Origin of the sequence: Xanthomonas campestris pv. phormiicola (assembly GCA_025666215.1) — a bacterium.
Lineage (GTDB): Bacteria > Pseudomonadota > Gammaproteobacteria > Xanthomonadales > Xanthomonadaceae > Xanthomonas_A > Xanthomonas_A campestris_A.
Genome location: CP102593.1, coordinates 2,349,629 through 2,366,883 on the forward strand (window position 1 = coordinate 2,349,629; position 17,255 = coordinate 2,366,883).

The window sequence follows — 17,255 nt, forward strand, 5'->3', positions numbered from 1 at the left end:
GCAGTTTCCCGGCGCGGCGCGGCGTTGCTGATCCGACAGCGGCCGGGCGGAACGCGCCCGGCCGCTGTCGCATGCGTGCCGGGGTCAGGAGCAGGTGGCACAGGGCGCCTTCAACCGCGCGCCTCGCTTCGATGCATTGCTGCTTGGGCCGCGCCGGAAATAGCGAAATGCGCACGCCATCCGACGGCGTCCGTTCCACGCCGTGCAGCCGTTGCCAGCGCCCGGTTGGGGCGCCGCGGTGCCTTTACGGCGCGTCGTTGTCGATCAACTGCATGCCGTGCGGACTGAGCGCGATGTCGCCGTCCTCGCCCTGCGCGGCATAGTTTTCGCGCACGGCCCAGTTCGCCTCTTCTTCGGTGACGGGCTTGGTGGCGTGGATGTCCTGCAGGATGCACAGTTGTTCGTGGGTCAGTTGCATGGCGCACCAGGGTCGGCAATCGATGGCATCACCGTACAGGCCGGGCGTGATGGGTATGTCGCTGGCGGATGGCCAGGGCCATGCTGCATTGCTTCGAACGGCGGAACGCCGCAAGCCGCGATTCCGCGATCGGCAACGCACGTCCAGCAAGCCTTGTTCGCGTGTCGTCGTTCCGACATGCCGCGAGGACATGGTCCTAACAGCGCCTGGCGCATCCTTGTCTCACCAGCTGTGCGGCCGTAGGTAAAATCTCAGGGCTGCTTCAAGGGTGCAGGCATCCGCGGCTGGACCATCTTCTTTTGACGGTGCAGCTGCCCCCACGATCGGCGGAGCCTGGCCACCCTCACTTGCGCCGTGTGCTACCGGCGCTCCCTGGTACCGACTGGCGGCGCTGTACTCCGCTCGCGTGCCGCGTCGAACCGATGTGCCGGGCAATGCTGTTCGCCGCGAAGGCGGCCGTCGCGATCGCTCCGCGCTGGCTTGCCCAATGCCGCAAGCGACCGCAGACAGGCCCCCGCGCCGCGTTGGCCTAGCGTGTATTGTCGATGAGGGCATGAACAAAAAGGGCCGGATTGCCCTGGATCCCAGGAAAATCCGACCCTTGTCGTACGTCCGCGAACCGCTGCGAACGTTCAGATGGTGGAGGTGGGCGGAATCGAACCGCCGTCCGAAGGCACTCCATCCCCGGCACTACATGCTTAGCTCATCGTTGGATCTCGCCCCGGAACAGCACGATGTGCGAAGCGCATCCCGGGACCAGCCTGCTTCATTTAGCCAATGGTTGACAGGCAGCCACCACCGGCGATTCCGTGATAATGACCCTACGTCGCGAGCACGGACACAAGCGATTTCGGGGCTAGGCCTTAAGCGGCCAGTGCGTAGTTGTCGTCGTTGGCAACTATAAGTTTGCTGCTGGATTTACGAGGAAAGCGGCCCCCTCGGCATGCGCCAAGCGATTTTGCAACCCCCGTCGAAACCAGTGCACCCCCGGGGAAAACGTAAAACGCTGACCGGCACAGTGTAGGGATCGGGGAGGGCAGTCACAAGTCTTGCGACGGGGGCGGCTTAAGCTGGCTTCACTCGGCGCGGCAGTTGGCGGTAGGCGCCGACGGATCTCCCCCAGGTATGGAGCACCGCGATGGCAACCAGGCAACAGCGTGCGCGCGACGGCGGGCGCGATGGGAAACGGGCAGTCGCGGCGGCGGCCGCTGCAACGACACCGGCGAAAGCGTCCGCTGCGTCCGGCCGGGCACCTGCTGCACGGGCGGACGTGGCGGCAAAGAAATCCAAGCCGAAGAAGGCCGTTGCGAGGCGGGCCTCGGCGAAGACCGCGGAAAAGACTGTCGCTCGGTCGAGCGGACCGGCGCGGCGCACCGCGGCGAAGACAGTGGCGAGCGACAAGCCCAGCACCGCTGTGCCCAAGGCCGCCAAGCCCAGGACAGCCAAGCCGGAACTCGCTGCCGCGCGCGCGCCTTCCTCTCCTCGTGGCGCGCATGCCACCGCCAATGGTCCAGCGCCCACGCGCGGAGCGCGGCCCAAGGCCACCGGCGAAGGCTCGCTGGCACAGGGCCAGGCGCGCACGGTCATCTACATCCATGGCATCGGCAACAAGCCGCCGGCCGAGGTGCTGCGCTGCCAGTGGGATCGTGCTCTGTTCGGCCGCGAGATGGGCGAGCGCACGCGCATGGCGTACTGGGTCAGCCGCGAGCGCTATCCGTCGCCGGAACCGGGCAGTTGCCAGGACCAGGACCGCGGCCCGGCGTTGAACCAGGCCGAGCAGCGCGTGCTCGGCGCACTGGGCGTGGTCCCCCAGCTGTCCGACCTGCGCCAGCTGGCCGATACGCTGGCCGGCAGCGAGGAGGAGCGCGCGTGCCTGTGGCAGTTGCTGGACGAAGTGCAGGCCGCCGCGCCGGAGGCGGCCGGCCTGCATGCGCAGGGGCCGATCGACGTGCTGAACCGGATGCTGCTGAAACTGATCTCCGCCGCGCTGCTGCAGGACGTGCACGATTTCTTCTTCGTGCCGGCGCGGCGCGCGCAGATGCGCGAAAGCCTGCTGCAGCGCATGCGTGCGGGCGGCGGTCCGTTCGTGGTGGTTGCGCACAGCCAGGGCTCGCTTATCGCCTACGACGTGCTGCGCGAGTTCGGGGCCGAGGGCTGCGAAGTGTCGCTGCTGCTGACCCTGGGGTCGCCGCTGGGCCTGCCGGTGGTACGCAGCATGTTCAAGCAGTGGACCGGCACCGAGAAGTTGCCGTTTCCGGCCTGCGTGAAGCGTTGGGTCAACGTCGCCGAGCGGCGCGATCCGGTGGCGCTGGACGACGATCTGAACGACGACATCGCCGATGCGCAGGGGCGCTTCCACAACATCGCCGGGTCGCGCATCAACCCGGATTGGCAACGCAATCCGCATTCCGGCTCCGGCTATCTGTCCATCGCCGAGGTCCGCGCCGAGGTGCGGCGCGCGGTGGGCGTGGGCTTCGATCAGCCGATCGCGCATCCGGTGCTGATCAAGGATCTGTCCGACCAACTGGAGGCGCACGCGCCGGACTATCGCCACGAGGTGCTGATCGAACTGGACCGGCTGCCGGGCGAGCGCGAGCCGGCGCAGTTGAAGCGCGATCTGGTCGCGGCGCTGCGCGAGCTGACCCGGGCGTCCACCGGATTGAACGGCGAGGCGCTGGACGCGGCGATCGAACTGGAGGACACGCTGCAGCGCTATGTATCGGCGCGCCTGACCCGGTTCGAGATCGAAAGCCTGCGCGAGCGCTATCGCACCCTGAGCCTGAAACGGCTGTGGCGCGACGCCGGCAAGCGCGCCCTGATCTACCAGTCGCGCAGCACCGTGCAGGCCGACGCGGCGCAGGTGGCGTATCGCGCGCTCGGCGGCGGCATCGGCTGGGCGGTGCTGGACAGCGGCATCGCCGCGGGACATCCGCATTTCCAGCAGCCGGGCCTGGCCGAAACGGTGCTGGCGCAATGGGACTGCACCCAGCGCGGCCGCGCCCGCGAGCTGCGCCGCGACGCCGGCGCCGGCGCCGGCTTCGCCGCGCTGGACGGCAACGGCCATGGCACCCATGTGGCCGGCATCATCGCCGGGCAGTGCGAGGCGCCGCTGCCCGGGGTAGCGCCGGCCACGCCGCTGCGTTTCGCCGGCATGGCGCCGCAGGCGCGGCTGTACGGGCTGAAGGTGCTGGACGACGACGGCAACGGCCGCGATTCGTGGATCATCAAGGGCGTGCAGCAGGTTGCCGAGATCAACGAGCGCGCCGGCGAGCTGGTGATCCACGGGGTCAACCTGAGCCTGGGCGGCTACTTCGACGCGGAAAGCTACGGCTGCGGCTTCACCCCGCTGTGCAACGAACTGCGCCGGCTGTGGCGGCAGGGCGTGGTGGTGGTGATCGCGGCCGGCAACGAAGGCCTGGCCTGGCTGGTGCAGAACGACGGCGAAGCCTATCCGCTGAACCTGGACCTGAGCATCGGCGATCCGGCCAACCTGGAGGAGGCGCTGGCGGTGGGTTCGGTGCACAAGAGCAGTCCGCACAGCTACGGCGTGTCGTATTTTTCTTCGCGCGGCCCGACCGCCGATGGCCGGCACAAGCCGGACCTAGTGGCGCCGGGCGAGAAGATCGTCTCCGCGCACCACCGTTACGACGCGCACGACCCGAGCACCTGGATGGTGGAGATGAGCGGCACCAGCATGGCGGCCGCGCACGTGTCCGGACTGATCGCCGCGTTCCTGTCGGTGCGCCGCGAGTTCATCGGCTGCCCGGACCGGGTCAAGCAACTGCTGCTCGACCAGTGCCTGGACCTGCAGCGCGATCCCTATATGCAGGGTCGTGGGTTGCCGAGCCTGATGCGGATGCTTGGCGGAACGTGATGGGCCGCCGGGAATCGGGAATGGAGAAACGGGAATAGGAAAGCGGCATCGTGGCCTGTGCGTTGTTCCGCAGCAGAAGGGCAAGCATTCGGCACCCTTCGCGGGTAGTGGGGCGTGCAGGGAACCTGCTTGTCACCATTCCCCATTCCCGACTCCCCATTCCCGGCTTTCACGCATTTTTATTGTGACGCCGCATGATCCGCTGCTTGTCGCGGGCCCAGTCGCGGTCCTTGGCGGCATCGCGCTTGTCGTGGTCCTGCTTGCCCTTGGCCAGCGCGATCTCGAGCTTGATCTTGTTCTTGCTCCAGTACATCGCGGTGGGCACCAGGGTGTAGCCGTCGCGCTCGACGCGGCCGATCAGCTTGTCGATCTCGCTCCGGTGCAGCAGCAGCTTGCGGGTGCGGCGGTCGTCGGCGACCACGTGGGTGGAGGCCTGGATCAGCGGGGTGAACTGCGCGCCGAACAGGAACAGCTCGCCCTGGCGCACGAACGCGTAGCTCTCGCCGATGTTGGCGCGGCCGGCGCGGATCGACTTGACCTCCCAGCCCTGCAGGGCCAGGCCGGCTTCGTAGCGGTCCTCCAGGTGGTATTCGTGGCGCGCACGCTTGTTCAACGCGATGGTCTTGTTGGCCGTCGCGCCGTTTGCTTTATCCTTGGCGGGTTTCTTGCTCATCTTGCTATTGTCTCCGATTCGGGGTCTCCCGAACGTCTTGGTCCACTTTCCCCGCACCGAATGCCTATCATCCGCCGCAGCGCCCTGGTCGAACATCCCGCAACGCGCATGTTCGACCTGGTCAATGATGTCGCCGCCTATCCGCGCCGCTTCGCCTGGTGCGACGCGGCGCATGTGCTCGAGCACAGCGACCAGTACCTGGTGGCGCGGCTGGACCTGGGCCTGGGTTCGTTCCGGACCTGGTTCACCACCGAAAACCGGCTGCAGCGCCCCGACCGCATCGATATGCTGCTGCGCGACGGCCCGTTCAAGCGCCTGCAGGGGCAGTGGGAGTTCCAGGGTTTCAACGACCACGCCAGCAAGGTCAGCCTGACGCTGGACTTCGAGCCGGCCTCGCGGCTGCTGGGGCCGGCGCTGGCACTGGGCTTCCAGAGCCTGGCCGACCGCATGGTCAACGACTTCGTGCGCGTGGCCGACCGCGAAGAGGCATGAGCGGGGTGCGGGTCGAGGTGGTGCTGGCCTGGCCGGAGCGCTTCGTCGCGCGCACGCTGCAGCTGCCCGAGGGCGCCACTGTCGCCGATGCGTTGGCCGCCGCGGCCTTGGCCGAAGCGACGCCCGGCATGCCCTGCGCGGTTCATGGCAGCGTCGCCGCGCCGACCCAACTCCTGCACGATGGCGACCGGGTCGAACTGCTCAGGCCATTGCTGGCCGATCCGAAGGACGCCCGGCGGCGGCGCGCGAAACCGCGCTAACGCCGCCAGGCGGGTTGCCGGCGCTTACTCGCTGCGGCGCTGCTTCTTCTTGTCCTTGGCCAGATTGCGGCCGAACTGGCGCACGCTGTTCTTGGCCAGTTCCGAATCGTTGCCCGGGAAATAGTCGCCTTCCCAGCGGGTCACCGTGTCGTTGTCGAAATAGACGACGAAATTCTTGATCTCGGTGGTGCCCAGGCGATTCAGGCGCTCGGTCGAGGTGTAGTCCCAGCGTTCGGCGTGGAACGGATCCGGGATCGACGGAGTGCCGAGCAGCGCGCTGACCTGCTGCTTGCTTTGGCCGACCTTGAGTTGCTCGACGGCCGCCTGCTTGATCAGGTTGCCTTGGTAGATAGGCTGCTTGTAGATGATTCCGCAGCCAGCGGTGGACAGGGCAACAGCAGCGACCAGCAAGAGATTGCGCATCGGGGACAGTACTGAGGGAAATCGGGTCGATGATACACTCCCGACGACCGCCGCGACCCATCCCAAGGCAGCTGGCGCTAAACCAGCTATGAACGGAGACGCCATGGAATCCCACGATCTGCGCAAAGTCGGCCTGAAGGTCACGCATCCCCGGATGCGCATCCTGGAGCTGCTCGAGCAGAAGTCGGCACGCCACCACATGACCGCCGAAGAGATCTACCGCCAGTTGCTCGACCACGGCGACGAGATCGGCCTGGCCACGGTCTACCGCGTCCTGACCCAGTTCGAGGCGGCCGGCCTGGTGCTCAAGCACAATTTCGAAGGCGGCCAGGCGGTGTACGAACTGGACCGCGGCGGCCACCACGACCACATGGTGGACGTGGACACCGGCAACGTCATCGAGTTCGAAAGCGCCGAGATCGAGGAACTGCAGCGCAAGATCGCCGCCGATCACGGCTACGAGCTGGAAGAGCACTCGTTGGTGCTGTACGTGCGCAGCAAGCGCCCGGTCGGCAAGAAGGGCTGAGCCCGGCCGCGCATCCGGGCGCCGGATCGTCTCGCTCAGGGGCATCGCCGTGGCGCACTTGGCGCCGGTGCGGCGCGCAGTACTGGCGGCCCGCCAGGTCGCCCACACCGGGACTTGCGGCAAGCCGGCTGGATGCACTGTGGGAGGGGCTCTGGGGGGCCTCCGGTCATCATTCCCCGACTGCTTGCGAAGCCGGGTAGCTGGCCGATTCCGCTCGTCGCGACTGAAGTCGCTCCCACAGGTGGGCTGCGGTGAGCCTGCTGGGTGCACTGTGGGAGGAACTCTGGGTGGCCTCGGGCCATCAGTTCCCGACTGCTTGCGAAGCCGGAGAGCTGGCCGACTCCGCTCGTCGCGACTGAAGTCGCTCCCACAGGTGGGCTGCGGTGAGCCTGCTGGGTGCACTGTGGGAGGGACTCTGGGTGGCCTCGGGTCATCAGTCCCCGACTGCTTGCGAAGCCGGAGAGCTGGCCGACTCCGCTCGTCGCGACTGAAGTCGCTCCCACAGGTGGGCTGCGGTGAGCCTGCTGGGTGCACTGTGGGAGGGGCTCTGGGTGGCCTCGGGTCATCAGTCCCCGACTGCTTGCGAAGCCGGGGAGCTGGCTGGCTCCGTTTGTCGTGGTCGAAACTGCTCCTACAGGGAGCTTGCGGTCGACTCGCTGGGTGCACTGTGGGAGGGGCTTCAGCCCCGACCCGGTCCTTTCCGCCGCCCGAAAGCCTTCTCGCTGGTTCGCCGCGGGTGCTCGTCCAGCCGCCCAGCCGCTTCTTGCAGCCGCCGTGGTGGATCCGCCGGTCGAGCCCAGGCGGCAGACCCTCAGCCAGCGCTCTGCAGCAAGCGCTTGGCCGCCGCGCGGGCTTCCTTGCTGACCTCGACCCCGCCCAGCATACGCGCCAGCTCTTCCTCGCGCTGGCGCGGCGCCAGCAGCTCGACCGAGCTCTGGGTCATGCCCTCGACCGGCGCCTTGCTGACCCGGTAGTGGGCGTGGCCCTGCGCCGCGACCTGCGGCAGGTGGGTCACGCACAGCACCTGGCGCTGCTCGCCGAGCGCGCGCAACTTCTTGCCGACGATGTCGGCGACCGCACCGCCGATGCCCGAATCCACTTCGTCGAACACCATGGTCGGTACCGCGTCCAGGCCCAGCGCGGCGACCTCGATCGCCAGCGAGATGCGCGACAGCTCGCCGCCGGAGGCGACCTTGCGCAGCGCCCGCGGCGGCTGGCCGGCGTTGGCCGCGACCAGGAATTCGACGCGCTCGGCGCCGGCCGGGTCGGGGCGCTCGGCCTCGTGCGGCTCGAGCTGGATCTCGAAGCGCCCGCCGCCCATGCCCAGTTCGCCGATCAGCGCGGTGGTGTCGCGCGACAGCGCCTGCGCGCCACGCTGGCGGGTGCCGCTGAGCGCGGCGGCGGCGGCGCGCCAGGCCTGGGTGGCGCGGGCGATCTCCGCATCCAGCACGTCCAGCCGTTCGCCGGCCCCGCGCAGGCCCTCGACTTCGGCCAGCAGCGCGTCGCGGTGCTCGCCCAGCGTGTCCGGGGTGACCCGGTGCTTGCGCGCCAGGTCGTGCAGCCGGCCCAGCCTGCGTTCCATGTCCTCGAACTGCGCCGGATCGGCATCGAGGTCGTCGCGCACCCGGTCGACCAGCGCCAGCGCCTCTTCCAGCTGGATCGTGGCGCTGTCGATCAGCGCTTCGACCTCGGCCAGGCGCGGCTCGTATTCGCCGACCTTGCCGAGTTCGTGGCGGGTCTGCTGCAGCAGTTCCAGCACCGCCGGCGCTTCGTCGCCGTTGAGCCGCTGCGCGGCGCCCTCGCAGGCGCCGATCAGCGCCGCGGCATGGGCCTGGCGGCGATGGTTGGCGTCCAGCGCGGCGATCGCCGCCGGCTCCAGGTCCTCGCGCTGCAGCTCGGCCAGCTGGTGTTCGAGGAAACCGATGCGGTCGGACACGTCGCCCTGCGCCAGCAGCGTCTCGCGCTCGGCCAGCAGCGCCTGCCAGCGCGCGGCGGCGGCGCGCACCGCGGCGCGTTCGGCCTCGTTGCGGGCGTAGGCGTCGAGCAGGCCGAGCTGGCTGCCGCGCGACAGCAGCGCCTGGTGTTCGTGCTGGCCATGGATCTCGACCAGGTGCCCGGCCAGTTCGGCCAGCTGCGACAGGGTCACCGGGCGGCCGTTGATCCAGGCGCGCGAGCCGCCGTCGGCGCGGATCACCCGGCGCAGCTGGCATTGGTCGTCGTCGTCGAGCTCGTTCTCGCGCAGCCAGGCGCGCGCCGGGGCGGCCTCGGGCACGGCGAATTCGGCCGACAGCTCGGCGCGGTCGGCGCCATGGCGGACCACGCCGCTGTCGGCGCGCAGCCCGGACAGGAAGCCGAGCGCGTCCACCATCAGCGACTTGCCGGCGCCGGTTTCGCCGGACACCACGGTCATGCCAGCGCCGAATTCCAGTTCGGTGCCGCGCACGACGGCGAAATCCTTGATCGAGAGATGTCTGAGCATGAGGGTCGGAATCCGGGGCCGCGCAACGCTAGCATGCGCGGGTAGGTGGGCCAATCACTTGCCAAGCCGGCATGCAGCCATTATCTAGTGTCCAGTCTCACGGATTGATTCCATGCGCGCCTCCCCGGTCCACTCCTCGCTCGACCCGCGTGCCCGGCAGCTGCTGCGCACGCTGATCTCGCGCTATATCCGCGACGGCGAACCGGTCGGCTCGCAGACCCTGGCCCGCCATGCCGGGCTGGACGTGAGTCCGGCGACCATCCGCAACATCCTCGCCGACCTGGAGGACGCCGGCCTGCTCAGCTCGCCGCACACCTCGGCCGGGCGCATTCCCACCGCCACCGGCTACCGGGTGTTCGTCGACAGCCTGGTGCAGATGCGCCCGCCCGGCGAGGGCGAGGTGGCGCGGCTGCGCGCGGAGATGAGCAGCGCCGCCGGCACCCAGGCGCTGCTCGGCAGCGCTTCGGAGCTGCTGTCGGCGATGACCCATTTCGTCGGCGTGGTCAGCGCGCCCAAGCGCGAGCAGTTCGCGTTCCGGCACATCGACTTCGTGCCGCTGGACGCGCGCCGGGTACTGGCGATCCTGGTGTTCGCCGACAACGAGGTGCAGAACCGGGTCATCGAACCGCGCAAGGCCTACGAGCCGGCCGAGCTGGAACGGGTGGCCAATTATCTGAACGCGCATTTCGCCGGGCGCGCGCTGGCCGACATCCGCGCCAGCCTGGTGCGCGACCTGCGCCATGCGCGCGACGAGATGGAGCTGCTGCTGGCGCACAGCGTGGAGCTGGCCGAGCAGGCGCTGGCGCCGGCCGGCGACGACATGGTGCTGGCCGGGCAGACCAAGCTGATGGGCGTGCAGGACCTGTCGGACCTGGAGCGGCTGCGCGAACTGTTCGAGATCTTCGCCAGCAAGCGCGAAATCCTGCAGCTGCTGGAGCGCACCATCCGCGCGCCGGGCGTGCGCATCTTCATCGGCGAAGAGACCGGGGTGGTGCCGCTGGAGAGCGTGTCGCTGGTCACCGCGCCGTACATGGCCGGCGGCCAGGTGCTGGGAGTGCTGGGGGTGATCGGCCCCAAGCGCATGGACTACGACCGGGTGATCCCGCTGGTGCAGACCGCCGCCGAAGTCCTGGGCGCGGCCCTGGACCCGACCCCGCCGAGCGAACGCTGACCGCCAAGCGCCGCACAGGGCAGCGCCAGTCCCTCCTTTCCGCCAGCCAGCCAAGCCCCAGACCGCGCATTCCCCGGGTCCCGAGTCCCCGGTCCCGAGTCCCGAACATGCAACACAGCATCTTGAATCCGCTCCACACGCCCACATAGGTGGTCCGGTAGGGCGGGTGCATCTCCCGCCAGGGAACCGGAAATGAACCAAGACCACCCCGAATTCGATTCTGAACACCTGTCCGACGCCCAGCAGCCGTCGACCGATCCGCTGCAGGCGGAAATCGAGATGCTGCGCACCGAGCTGGCGCTGCTCAAGGCCGACGTGCTGCGCGAGCGCGCCGACCTGGAAAACCAGCGCAAGCGCATCGCCCGCGATGTCGAGCAGGCGCGCAAGTTCGCCAACGAGCGCCTGCTCGGCGACCTGCTGCCGGTGTTCGACAGCCTGGACGCCGGCCTGAGCGCGGCCGGCAGCGACCCCAGCCCGCTGCGCGACGGCCTGGAGCTGACCTACAAGCAGCTGCTCAAGGTCGCCGCCGACAATGGCCTGACCCTGCTCGACCCGACCGGGCAGCCGTTCAACCCGGAGCACCACCAGGCGATCAGCCAGGCCGAGGCCGACGGCGTCGCCCCCGGCCACGTGATCCAGGTGTTCCAGAAGGGCTACCTGCTCAACGAGCGCCTGCTGCGGCCGGCGCTGGTGGTGGTCGCCAAGCACGATTGACGCGTGGCGCCGGCGGTGCGCGCCCGAATCGGGCGCGCACCGCGGCAGAACGCTAATTTGCGGTGATGGCTTGAATGACCTGCGGCCATCCCTATATCCGAACCAGACCCCGGCAGCGGCCGGACACCAGAAATTTTCAGGAGTCATCCAATGGGCAAGATCATCGGCATCGACCTGGGCACGACCAACTCGTGCGTGGCGATCATGGACGGCGGCAAGGCCCGCGTCATCGAAAATTCCGAAGGCGACCGCACCACGCCCTCGATCGTCGCCTACACCAAGGACGGCGAAGTGCTGGTGGGCGCCTCGGCCAAGCGCCAGGCGGTCACCAACCCGAAGAACACCTTCTACGCGGTGAAGCGCCTGATCGGCCGCAAGTTCACCGACGCCGAAGTGCAGAAGGACATCGGTCTGGTGCCGTACGGCATCGTCCAGCACGACAACGGCGACGCCTGGGTGGCCACCGCCGACGGCCGCAAGCTGGCCTCGCAGGAAATCTCCGCGCAGGTGCTGGAGAAGATGAAGAAGACCGCCGAGGCGTTCCTGGGCGAGACCGTCACCGAGGCGGTCATCACCGTGCCGGCGTACTTCAACGACAGCCAGCGCCAGGCGACCAAGGACGCCGGCCGCATCGCCGGCCTGGACGTCAAGCGCATCATCAACGAGCCGACCGCCGCGGCGCTGGCCTACGGCCTGGACAAGGGCCAGGGCGGCGATCGCAAGATCGCGGTGTACGACCTGGGCGGCGGCACCTTCGACGTGTCGATCATCGAGATCGCCAACGTCGACGGCGAGAAGCAGTTCGAAGTGCTGGCCACCAACGGCGACACCTTCCTCGGCGGCGAAGACTTCGACAAGCGCGTCATCGACTACCTGGTCGAGGAATTCAACAAGGACCAGGGCATCGACCTGCGCAAGGATCCGCTGGCGCTGCAGCGCCTGAAGGATGCGGCCGAGCGCGCCAAGATCGAGCTGTCGTCCTCGCAGCAGACCGAAGTCAACCTGCCGTACGTCACCGCCGACGCGTCGGGGCCCAAGCACCTCAACATCAAGCTGACCCGGGCCAAGCTCGAGGCGCTGGTCGAGGACCTGGTCAAGCGCACCATCGAGCCGTGCCGCACCGCGCTCAACGACGCCGGCCTGCGCGCCAGCGACGTGACCGAGGTGATCCTGGTCGGCGGCCAGACCCGCATGCCGAAGGTGCAGCAGGCGGTGGCCGAGTTCTTCGGCAAGGAGCCGCGCAAGGACGTCAACCCCGACGAGGCCGTGGCACTGGGCGCGGCGATCCAGGGCGGCGTGCTGGCCGGCGACGTCAAGGACGTGCTGCTGCTCGACGTGACCCCGCTGAGCCTGGGCATCGAGACCCTGGGCGGCGTGTTCACCAAGATCATCGAGAAGAACACCACGATCCCGACCAAGGCCTCGCAGACCTTCTCCACCGCCGAGGACAACCAGTCCGCGGTCACCGTGCACGTGCTGCAGGGCGAGCGCGAGCAGGCCCGCTACAACAAGTCGCTGGCCAAGTTCGACCTGTCCGGGATCGAGCCGGCGCCGCGCGGCCTGCCGCAGGTGGAGGTGTCCTTCGACATCGACGCCAACGGCATCCTGCACGTGTCGGCCAAGGACAAGAAGACCAACAAGGAACAGAAGGTCGAGATCAAGGCCGGCTCCGGCCTGTCGGACGACGAGATCCAGCGGATGGTCGCCGACGCGGAAGCCAACCGCGAGGAAGACAAGAAGTTCCATGAGCTGGTGCAGGCGCGCAACCAGGCCGACGGCCTGATCCACGCCACCCGCAGCGCGATCACCGAGCACGGCAGCAAGGTCGGCGGCGACGTGATCGGCAAGGTCGAGTCGGCCCTGGCGGACCTGGAAACGGCGATGAAGGGCGACGACAAGGGCCAGATCGAGGCCAAGACCAAGGCGCTGGAAGAGGCCGGGCAGTCGCTGTACGCGGCCGCCGCCGCCGGCGAACAGCAGCCGGGCGCCGCCCCGGGCGGTGCGCAGGCCGCCGGCGACGACGTGGTCGACGCCGAGTTCACCGAGGTCAAGGACGACAAGAAGTAAGGCCGGGACTCGGGACCGGGGACTCGGGACTCGGTGGGGAAACCTACCGGGTCCCGGGTCCCTGGCCCCGCGTTCCGCATCGCCTGGAGCCGCTACCGTGTATCAACTTTCCGCCATGCCGGGTCCCGAGTCCCGAGTCCCGAGTCCCGATCAATGAGCAAACGCGACTACTACGAAGTGCTGGGCGTGGCCCGTACCGCCAGCGACGACGAGCTGAAGAAGGCCTATCGCCGCTGTGCGATGAAGTACCACCCCGACCGCAATCCGGGCGACCACGCGGCCGAGGCCGCGTTCAAGGAATGCAAGGAAGCCTACGAGGTCCTCTCCGACGGCAACAAGCGGCGCATGTACGACGCGCACGGCCATGCCGCGTTCGAGCACGGGATGGGCGGCGGTGGCGGTGCTGGCGGCCCGGACATGGGCGATATCTTCGGCGACATCTTCGGCAACATCTTCGGTGGCGCCGGCGGTGGCGGCCGCGCGGCGCGGCGCGGCGCCGACATCGGCTACGTGCTGGAACTGGATCTGGAAGAGGCGGTGGCCGGGATCGAGCGGCGCATCGAGATTCCGACCCTGGGCGAATGCGAACACTGCCACGGCAGCGGCTCGGAAGACGGCAAGGTCGAGATCTGCACGACCTGCCAGGGGCGCGGCCAGGTGCGGATCCAGCGCGGCATCTTCGCGATGCAGCAGAGCTGCCCGCATTGCGCCGGCCGCGGCCAGATCGTGCAGAACCCGTGCGGCACCTGCCACGGCGCCGGCCGCGTCGAGGAAACCAAGGTGCTGTCGGTGAAGATTCCGCCCGGCGTGGACAACGGCGACCGCATCCGCCTGTCCGGCGAAGGCGAGGCCGGTCCGGCTGGCACCCCGCCTGGCGATCTGTATGTGGAAGTGCGGGTGCGCGAGCATGCGATCTTCCAGCGCGACGGCGACGACCTGCACTGCGAAGTGCCGATCCGCATCTCCCAGGCCGCGCTCGGCGACACCGTGCGCGTGGCCACGCTGGGCGGCGAGGCGGAGATCCGCATTCCCGCCGAGACCCAGACCGGCAAGCTGTTCCGCTTGCGCGGTAAGGGCGTGCGTTCGGTGCGCAGCCGCAGCGAAGGCGACCTGTACTGCCGCGTGGTGGTGGAAACCCCGGTCAACCTCACCGCCGACCAGCGCAAGCTGCTGGAAGAGTTCGAATCCACCTTCACCGGCGAGGACGCGCGCAAGCATTCGCCGAAGTCGGCGACCTTCATCGACGGGGTGAAGGGGTTCTGGGACCGGATGACGTCGTAAGGCCGTGATTCGGGATTGGGGATTGGGGATTCGCAACGGCCGATCCCTGGTGCCTGTCGGGTCTCGTGCGCAAGAAGAGGCACGTGTGGGGCGCGATTTTTGGCGCCGGGCACGTGCCTTTTTGGTTGCTGGGAGTTGGGATTGGGATTGGGATTGGGGATTGGCAACGGCGGATCCTGCGGCCGTTGGTTCCCGTGCTGGACAGGAAGGCGCGGGCGCATTCGGCGGCTGCGGGTGCCTTTTCCGATCCCGAATCCCCAATCCCAGCCCTTAAACTACGGCGATGAACGCATCCGCCGAACGCCATCTGATCCACGGCCGTCGCCAGCGCCCCGACGGGCCGGTGCCGGTCGACGTCGTTTCCGTGCAGTCGCAACTGGTCTATGGCCACGCCGGCAACAGCGCAGCGATGCCGCCGATGCGTGCGCTGGGCCTGCGCGTGGCGGAGATCCCGACCACGTTGTTGAGCAACGCGCCGTTCTACGACACCTTGCGCGGCAAGGTGCTGCCGTCGGACTGGTTCGCCGATCTGCTGCTCGGCGCCAGCGAGCGCGGCTTGCCGCAGCGTGCGCGCATGTTGGTGTCCGGCTATTTCGGCAGCGTCGGCAACGGCACTGCGTTCGCCGACTGGCTCGACGCCACGCTGCCGCAGTGCCCGTCGCTGCGCTACTGCCTGGATCCGGTGATCGGCGATACGCATACCGGACCCTATGTCGAGCCGGGGCTGGAGACCGTGTTCGCCGAACGCCTGTTGCCGCATGCGTGGCTGGTCACGCCGAACGCGTTCGAACTCGGCCGCCTGACCGGCCTGCCGGCGCTGGCGCAGGACGATGCCATCGCCGCGGCGCGCGTGCTGCTGGCGCGCGGGCCGCAGTGGGTGTTGGCGCACAGCGTCAGCGGCGACGCAGGCCAGCTGGTGACCCTGGCGGTGAGCCGCGAGGCGGTCTACCGCTGGTGCTCGCCGCTGTTGCCGGTGGACGTGGCCGGCACCGGCGACGTGCTGATGGCGCTGCTGGTCGCGTTCCTGCTGCGCGGCGACGCGTTCGAGCTGGCGATCGGCCGCGCCATCGCCGGCGTGCATGCGGCGCTGGAAGCGACCCTGGCCAGCGGCTATGAGGAACTGGACGTGCTCGCCGCCGCGCCCGCGGCGCTGGCCACGCCGCTGCGCTTCGCCGCCGAGCGCCTGGCGTGAGCCTGCGCCCGGTCGTCGGCATCGTCGGCAGCGCCGGCGCCTATGGCCGCTGGCTGAGCCGGTTCTTCCGCGAGCGCATGCAGCTGCAGGTGGTCGGCCACGATCCGGCCGATCCGCAGTCGCTGGATCCGGACGCCTTGCTGCAGCGCGCGCAGGTGCTGATCTTCTCCGCGCCGATCCGGCGCACGCCGGCGCTGATCGGCGACTACGTGCGCCGCGCCGCCGGGCGCGAACGCGATCAGCTGTGGCTGGACGTGACCTCGGTCAAGCGCGAACCGGTGGCCGCGATGCTGGCCTCGCAGGCGGAGGTGGCCGGCCTGCATCCGATGACCGCGCCGCCGAAGTCGCCCACGCTGAAGGGCCGCGTGCTGGTGGTCTGCGAAGCGCGGTTGTCGCGTTGGCAGGCGTGGCTGCAGCAGCTGTGCACGGCGCTGGAAGCCGAATGCGTGCGCAGCACGCCCGACCACCACGACCAGGTGATGGCGCTGGTGCAGGCGATGGTGCATGCCAGCCACCTGGCCCAGGCCGGCGTGCTGCGCGAGCAGGCGCCGACGCTGGGGCCGCTGCAGGCGCTGATGCCGTACCGTTCGGCCTCGTTCGAACTGGATACCGCGATCATCGCGCGCATCCTGGCGCTGAACCCGGCGATCTACGAAGACATCCAGTTCGGCAACCCGCATGTCGGCGGCGTGCTCGACGGCTTGATCGCGCAACTGTCGCGGCTGCGCGACCAGGTCGGCCGCGGCGACGATGCGGCGCGCGCGCAGTTCCGCGCCGATTTCCTCGACGCCAATCGCCAGGCGCTGGGCGAGGCGGCGATCGCGCACGGCAACTACAGCTACGAACGCGTCGGCTATCTGCTCGCCGACCTGACCGAACAGCTGACGCTCAGCGTCTATCTGCCCGAGGACCGGGCGGGATCGTTGCGCACCTTGCTGTACGTGTTCGAGCGCCACGACGTCAGCCTGGCCTCGATCCACTCCTCGCGCACGCCGACCGGAGAACTGCATTTCCGCATCGGCTTCGATCCGGCCACCGCGGCGACGGTGTTGGATGCCGCGGCAGCGGAGATCGACGCCAGCGGGATCGGCCGGGTGTTGCCACGCTAGTCCGAAGCAGACCGTCACCCTGCAAGAGCGGCTTCAGCCGCGACAGGCAGTACCAACAAAGCGGTTGGCCAGCGCGTTGCGCAGCATGTCCGTGTCCAGGGGGCTGCGGTCGCGGCTGCAGCCGCCTACAAGGGCAGGGGATACCCGGCTGCCGCAATCGCAACGCTAGCGCACTTCATCCACAGGCAGTGTGGATGGAATGCGCGCAAACATGTGGATAAGTGTCTGCGCGCCCTGTGCGGCGGGCGTGTCAAGAGGCTTGGTCAATAATTGATCACTGGCCGTCGCGCGCAGCGCGCGAGGCGGACAGATCGCATTGCCGCTCGTCGTTGCCGCGCGGCAGCGTGCGCGCTCACGCCGCGGTCAGGGTCAGCTCGCCGCTGGTGGTGGTGAACTGCTGGCCGCGGCGGATCAGCTTGCGCCCGTCGGCCAGTTCGTAGCGCAGCGCCGGCGTGGACGGCGCGTCGTGCTGCGCCTGCTGCTGCTGCGTTTCGTCCTGGAACTCGGTGATCAGATAGGCCTCGCCGTCGGGGCCGAAGGCGGGCAGCTGGCGAAAGGACATGGCGTGTCTCCTGA

15 protein-coding genes and 1 other RNA gene are annotated in these 17,255 nt (G+C 68.8%); 10 read left to right on the forward strand and 6 right to left on the reverse strand.

All coding sequences use genetic code 11. From position 1 onward, the window contains the following. Positions 1 to 244 precede the first annotated feature (244 nt). Positions 245 to 418, reverse strand: coding sequence for a hypothetical protein (locus tag NRY95_09860; protein UYC18228.1), 174 nt, complete (start codon positions 416 to 418; stop codon positions 245 to 247). A 637-nt stretch (positions 419 to 1,055) separates the two neighbouring features. After that, positions 1,056 to 1,407, reverse strand: a transfer-messenger RNA (tmRNA) gene (gene ssrA, locus NRY95_09865). Between the two features lie 638 nt (positions 1,408 to 2,045). Between ssrA and NRY95_09870 the strand changes: the two genes are divergently transcribed. Beyond that, complete coding sequence (locus tag NRY95_09870; protein ID UYC18554.1) at positions 2,046 to 4,292, forward strand: S8 family peptidase; 2,247 nt, start codon at positions 2,046 to 2,048, stop codon at positions 4,290 to 4,292. A gap of 169 nt (positions 4,293 to 4,461) precedes the next feature. On the opposite strand, the gene smpB is transcribed toward NRY95_09870, so the two are convergent. After that, positions 4,462 to 4,965, reverse strand: a complete 504-nt coding sequence (smpB, locus tag NRY95_09875; protein UYC18229.1) for an SsrA-binding protein SmpB — start codon at positions 4,963 to 4,965, stop codon at positions 4,462 to 4,464. Between the two features lie 60 nt (positions 4,966 to 5,025). Between smpB and NRY95_09880 the strand changes: the two genes are divergently transcribed. Continuing rightward, complete coding sequence (locus tag NRY95_09880) at positions 5,026 to 5,457, forward strand: type II toxin-antitoxin system RatA family toxin (protein UYC18230.1); 432 nt, start codon at positions 5,026 to 5,028, stop codon at positions 5,455 to 5,457. Beyond that, positions 5,454 to 5,717 (forward strand): RnfH family protein, encoded by a 264-nt coding sequence (locus NRY95_09885; GenBank protein ID UYC18231.1) that lies wholly within the window; start codon positions 5,454 to 5,456, stop codon positions 5,715 to 5,717. Before NRY95_09880 ends, NRY95_09885 begins: the two co-directional genes overlap by 4 nt. A gap of 24 nt (positions 5,718 to 5,741) precedes the next feature. Here NRY95_09885 and bamE read toward each other — a convergent pair whose 3' ends face one another. Next, positions 5,742 to 6,140 carry an outer membrane protein assembly factor BamE gene (gene bamE, locus NRY95_09890; protein ID UYC18232.1) on the reverse strand — a complete coding sequence of 133 codons (399 nt, stop codon included), beginning with the start codon at positions 6,138 to 6,140 and terminating at the stop codon, positions 5,742 to 5,744. Positions 6,141 to 6,243: 103 nt separating this feature from the next. Here bamE and fur point away from each other — a divergent pair, with 103 nt between their 5' ends. Next, positions 6,244 to 6,666, forward strand: a complete 423-nt coding sequence (gene fur / locus NRY95_09895; GenBank protein UYC18233.1) for a ferric iron uptake transcriptional regulator — start codon at positions 6,244 to 6,246, stop codon at positions 6,664 to 6,666. 811 nt (positions 6,667 to 7,477) lie between these two features. Here fur and recN read toward each other — a convergent pair. Beyond that, complete coding sequence (gene recN, locus NRY95_09900) at positions 7,478 to 9,145, reverse strand: DNA repair protein RecN (protein UYC18234.1); 1,668 nt, start codon at positions 9,143 to 9,145, stop codon at positions 7,478 to 7,480. A gap of 112 nt (positions 9,146 to 9,257) precedes the next feature. Between recN and hrcA the strand changes: the two genes are divergently transcribed. From hrcA to NRY95_09930, 6 genes are all read left to right on the forward strand, one after another. Continuing rightward, positions 9,258 to 10,316, forward strand: coding sequence for a heat-inducible transcriptional repressor HrcA (gene hrcA, locus NRY95_09905; GenBank protein ID UYC18235.1), 1,059 nt, complete (start codon positions 9,258 to 9,260; stop codon positions 10,314 to 10,316). A 192-nt stretch (positions 10,317 to 10,508) separates the two neighbouring features. Beyond that, positions 10,509 to 11,030 (forward strand): nucleotide exchange factor GrpE, encoded by a 522-nt coding sequence (gene grpE, locus NRY95_09910; GenBank protein ID UYC18236.1) that lies wholly within the window; start codon positions 10,509 to 10,511, stop codon positions 11,028 to 11,030. A gap of 150 nt (positions 11,031 to 11,180) precedes the next feature. Continuing rightward, positions 11,181 to 13,097: a molecular chaperone DnaK gene (gene dnaK / locus NRY95_09915; protein UYC18237.1), complete on the forward strand. Its 1,917-nt coding sequence runs from the start codon at positions 11,181 to 11,183 to the stop codon at positions 13,095 to 13,097. A 153-nt stretch (positions 13,098 to 13,250) separates the two neighbouring features. Next, positions 13,251 to 14,378 (forward strand): molecular chaperone DnaJ, encoded by a 1,128-nt coding sequence (dnaJ, locus tag NRY95_09920; GenBank protein ID UYC18238.1) that lies wholly within the window; start codon positions 13,251 to 13,253, stop codon positions 14,376 to 14,378. Positions 14,379 to 14,661: 283 nt separating this feature from the next. Continuing rightward, positions 14,662 to 15,570 carry a pyridoxal kinase gene (gene pdxY, locus NRY95_09925; protein ID UYC18239.1) on the forward strand — a complete coding sequence of 303 codons (909 nt, stop codon included), beginning with the start codon at positions 14,662 to 14,664 and terminating at the stop codon, positions 15,568 to 15,570. Continuing rightward, a complete protein-coding gene (locus NRY95_09930; protein ID UYC18240.1) occupies positions 15,567 to 16,679 on the forward strand; it encodes a prephenate dehydrogenase in 1,113 nt (370 codons plus the stop codon). Before pdxY ends, NRY95_09930 begins: the two co-directional genes overlap by 4 nt. 352 nt (positions 16,680 to 17,031) lie before the next feature. On the opposite strand, the gene NRY95_09935 is transcribed toward NRY95_09930, so the two are convergent. Continuing rightward, entirely contained in the window at positions 17,032 to 17,241 is a 210-nt protein-coding gene (locus NRY95_09935) for a hypothetical protein (GenBank protein UYC18241.1), read from the reverse strand. Positions 17,242 to 17,255 lie beyond the last annotated feature (14 nt).

Excerpts from the sequence above, each read along its gene's own strand:
- NRY95_09860 (UYC18228.1), bottom strand. The coding sequence starts at position 418 with ATGCAACTGACCCACGAACAACTGTGCATCCTGCAGGACATCCACGCC.
- smpB (UYC18229.1), bottom strand. The coding sequence starts at position 4,965 with ATGAGCAAGAAACCCGCCAAGGATAAAGCAAACGGCGCGACGGCCAAC.
- NRY95_09880 (UYC18230.1), top strand. The coding sequence starts at position 5,026 with ATGCCTATCATCCGCCGCAGCGCCCTGGTCGAACATCCCGCAACGCGC.
- NRY95_09885 (UYC18231.1), top strand. The coding sequence starts at position 5,454 with ATGAGCGGGGTGCGGGTCGAGGTGGTGCTGGCCTGGCCGGAGCGCTTC.
- bamE (UYC18232.1), bottom strand. The coding sequence starts at position 6,140 with ATGCGCAATCTCTTGCTGGTCGCTGCTGTTGCCCTGTCCACCGCTGGC.
- fur (UYC18233.1), top strand. The coding sequence starts at position 6,244 with ATGGAATCCCACGATCTGCGCAAAGTCGGCCTGAAGGTCACGCATCCC.
- recN (UYC18234.1), bottom strand. The coding sequence starts at position 9,145 with ATGCTCAGACATCTCTCGATCAAGGATTTCGCCGTCGTGCGCGGCACC.
- hrcA (UYC18235.1), top strand. The coding sequence starts at position 9,258 with ATGCGCGCCTCCCCGGTCCACTCCTCGCTCGACCCGCGTGCCCGGCAG.
- grpE (UYC18236.1), top strand. The coding sequence starts at position 10,509 with ATGAACCAAGACCACCCCGAATTCGATTCTGAACACCTGTCCGACGCC.
- dnaK (UYC18237.1), top strand. The coding sequence starts at position 11,181 with ATGGGCAAGATCATCGGCATCGACCTGGGCACGACCAACTCGTGCGTG.
- dnaJ (UYC18238.1), top strand. The coding sequence starts at position 13,251 with ATGAGCAAACGCGACTACTACGAAGTGCTGGGCGTGGCCCGTACCGCC.
- pdxY (UYC18239.1), top strand. The coding sequence starts at position 14,662 with ATGAACGCATCCGCCGAACGCCATCTGATCCACGGCCGTCGCCAGCGC.
- NRY95_09935 (UYC18241.1), bottom strand. The coding sequence starts at position 17,241 with ATGTCCTTTCGCCAGCTGCCCGCCTTCGGCCCCGACGGCGAGGCCTAT.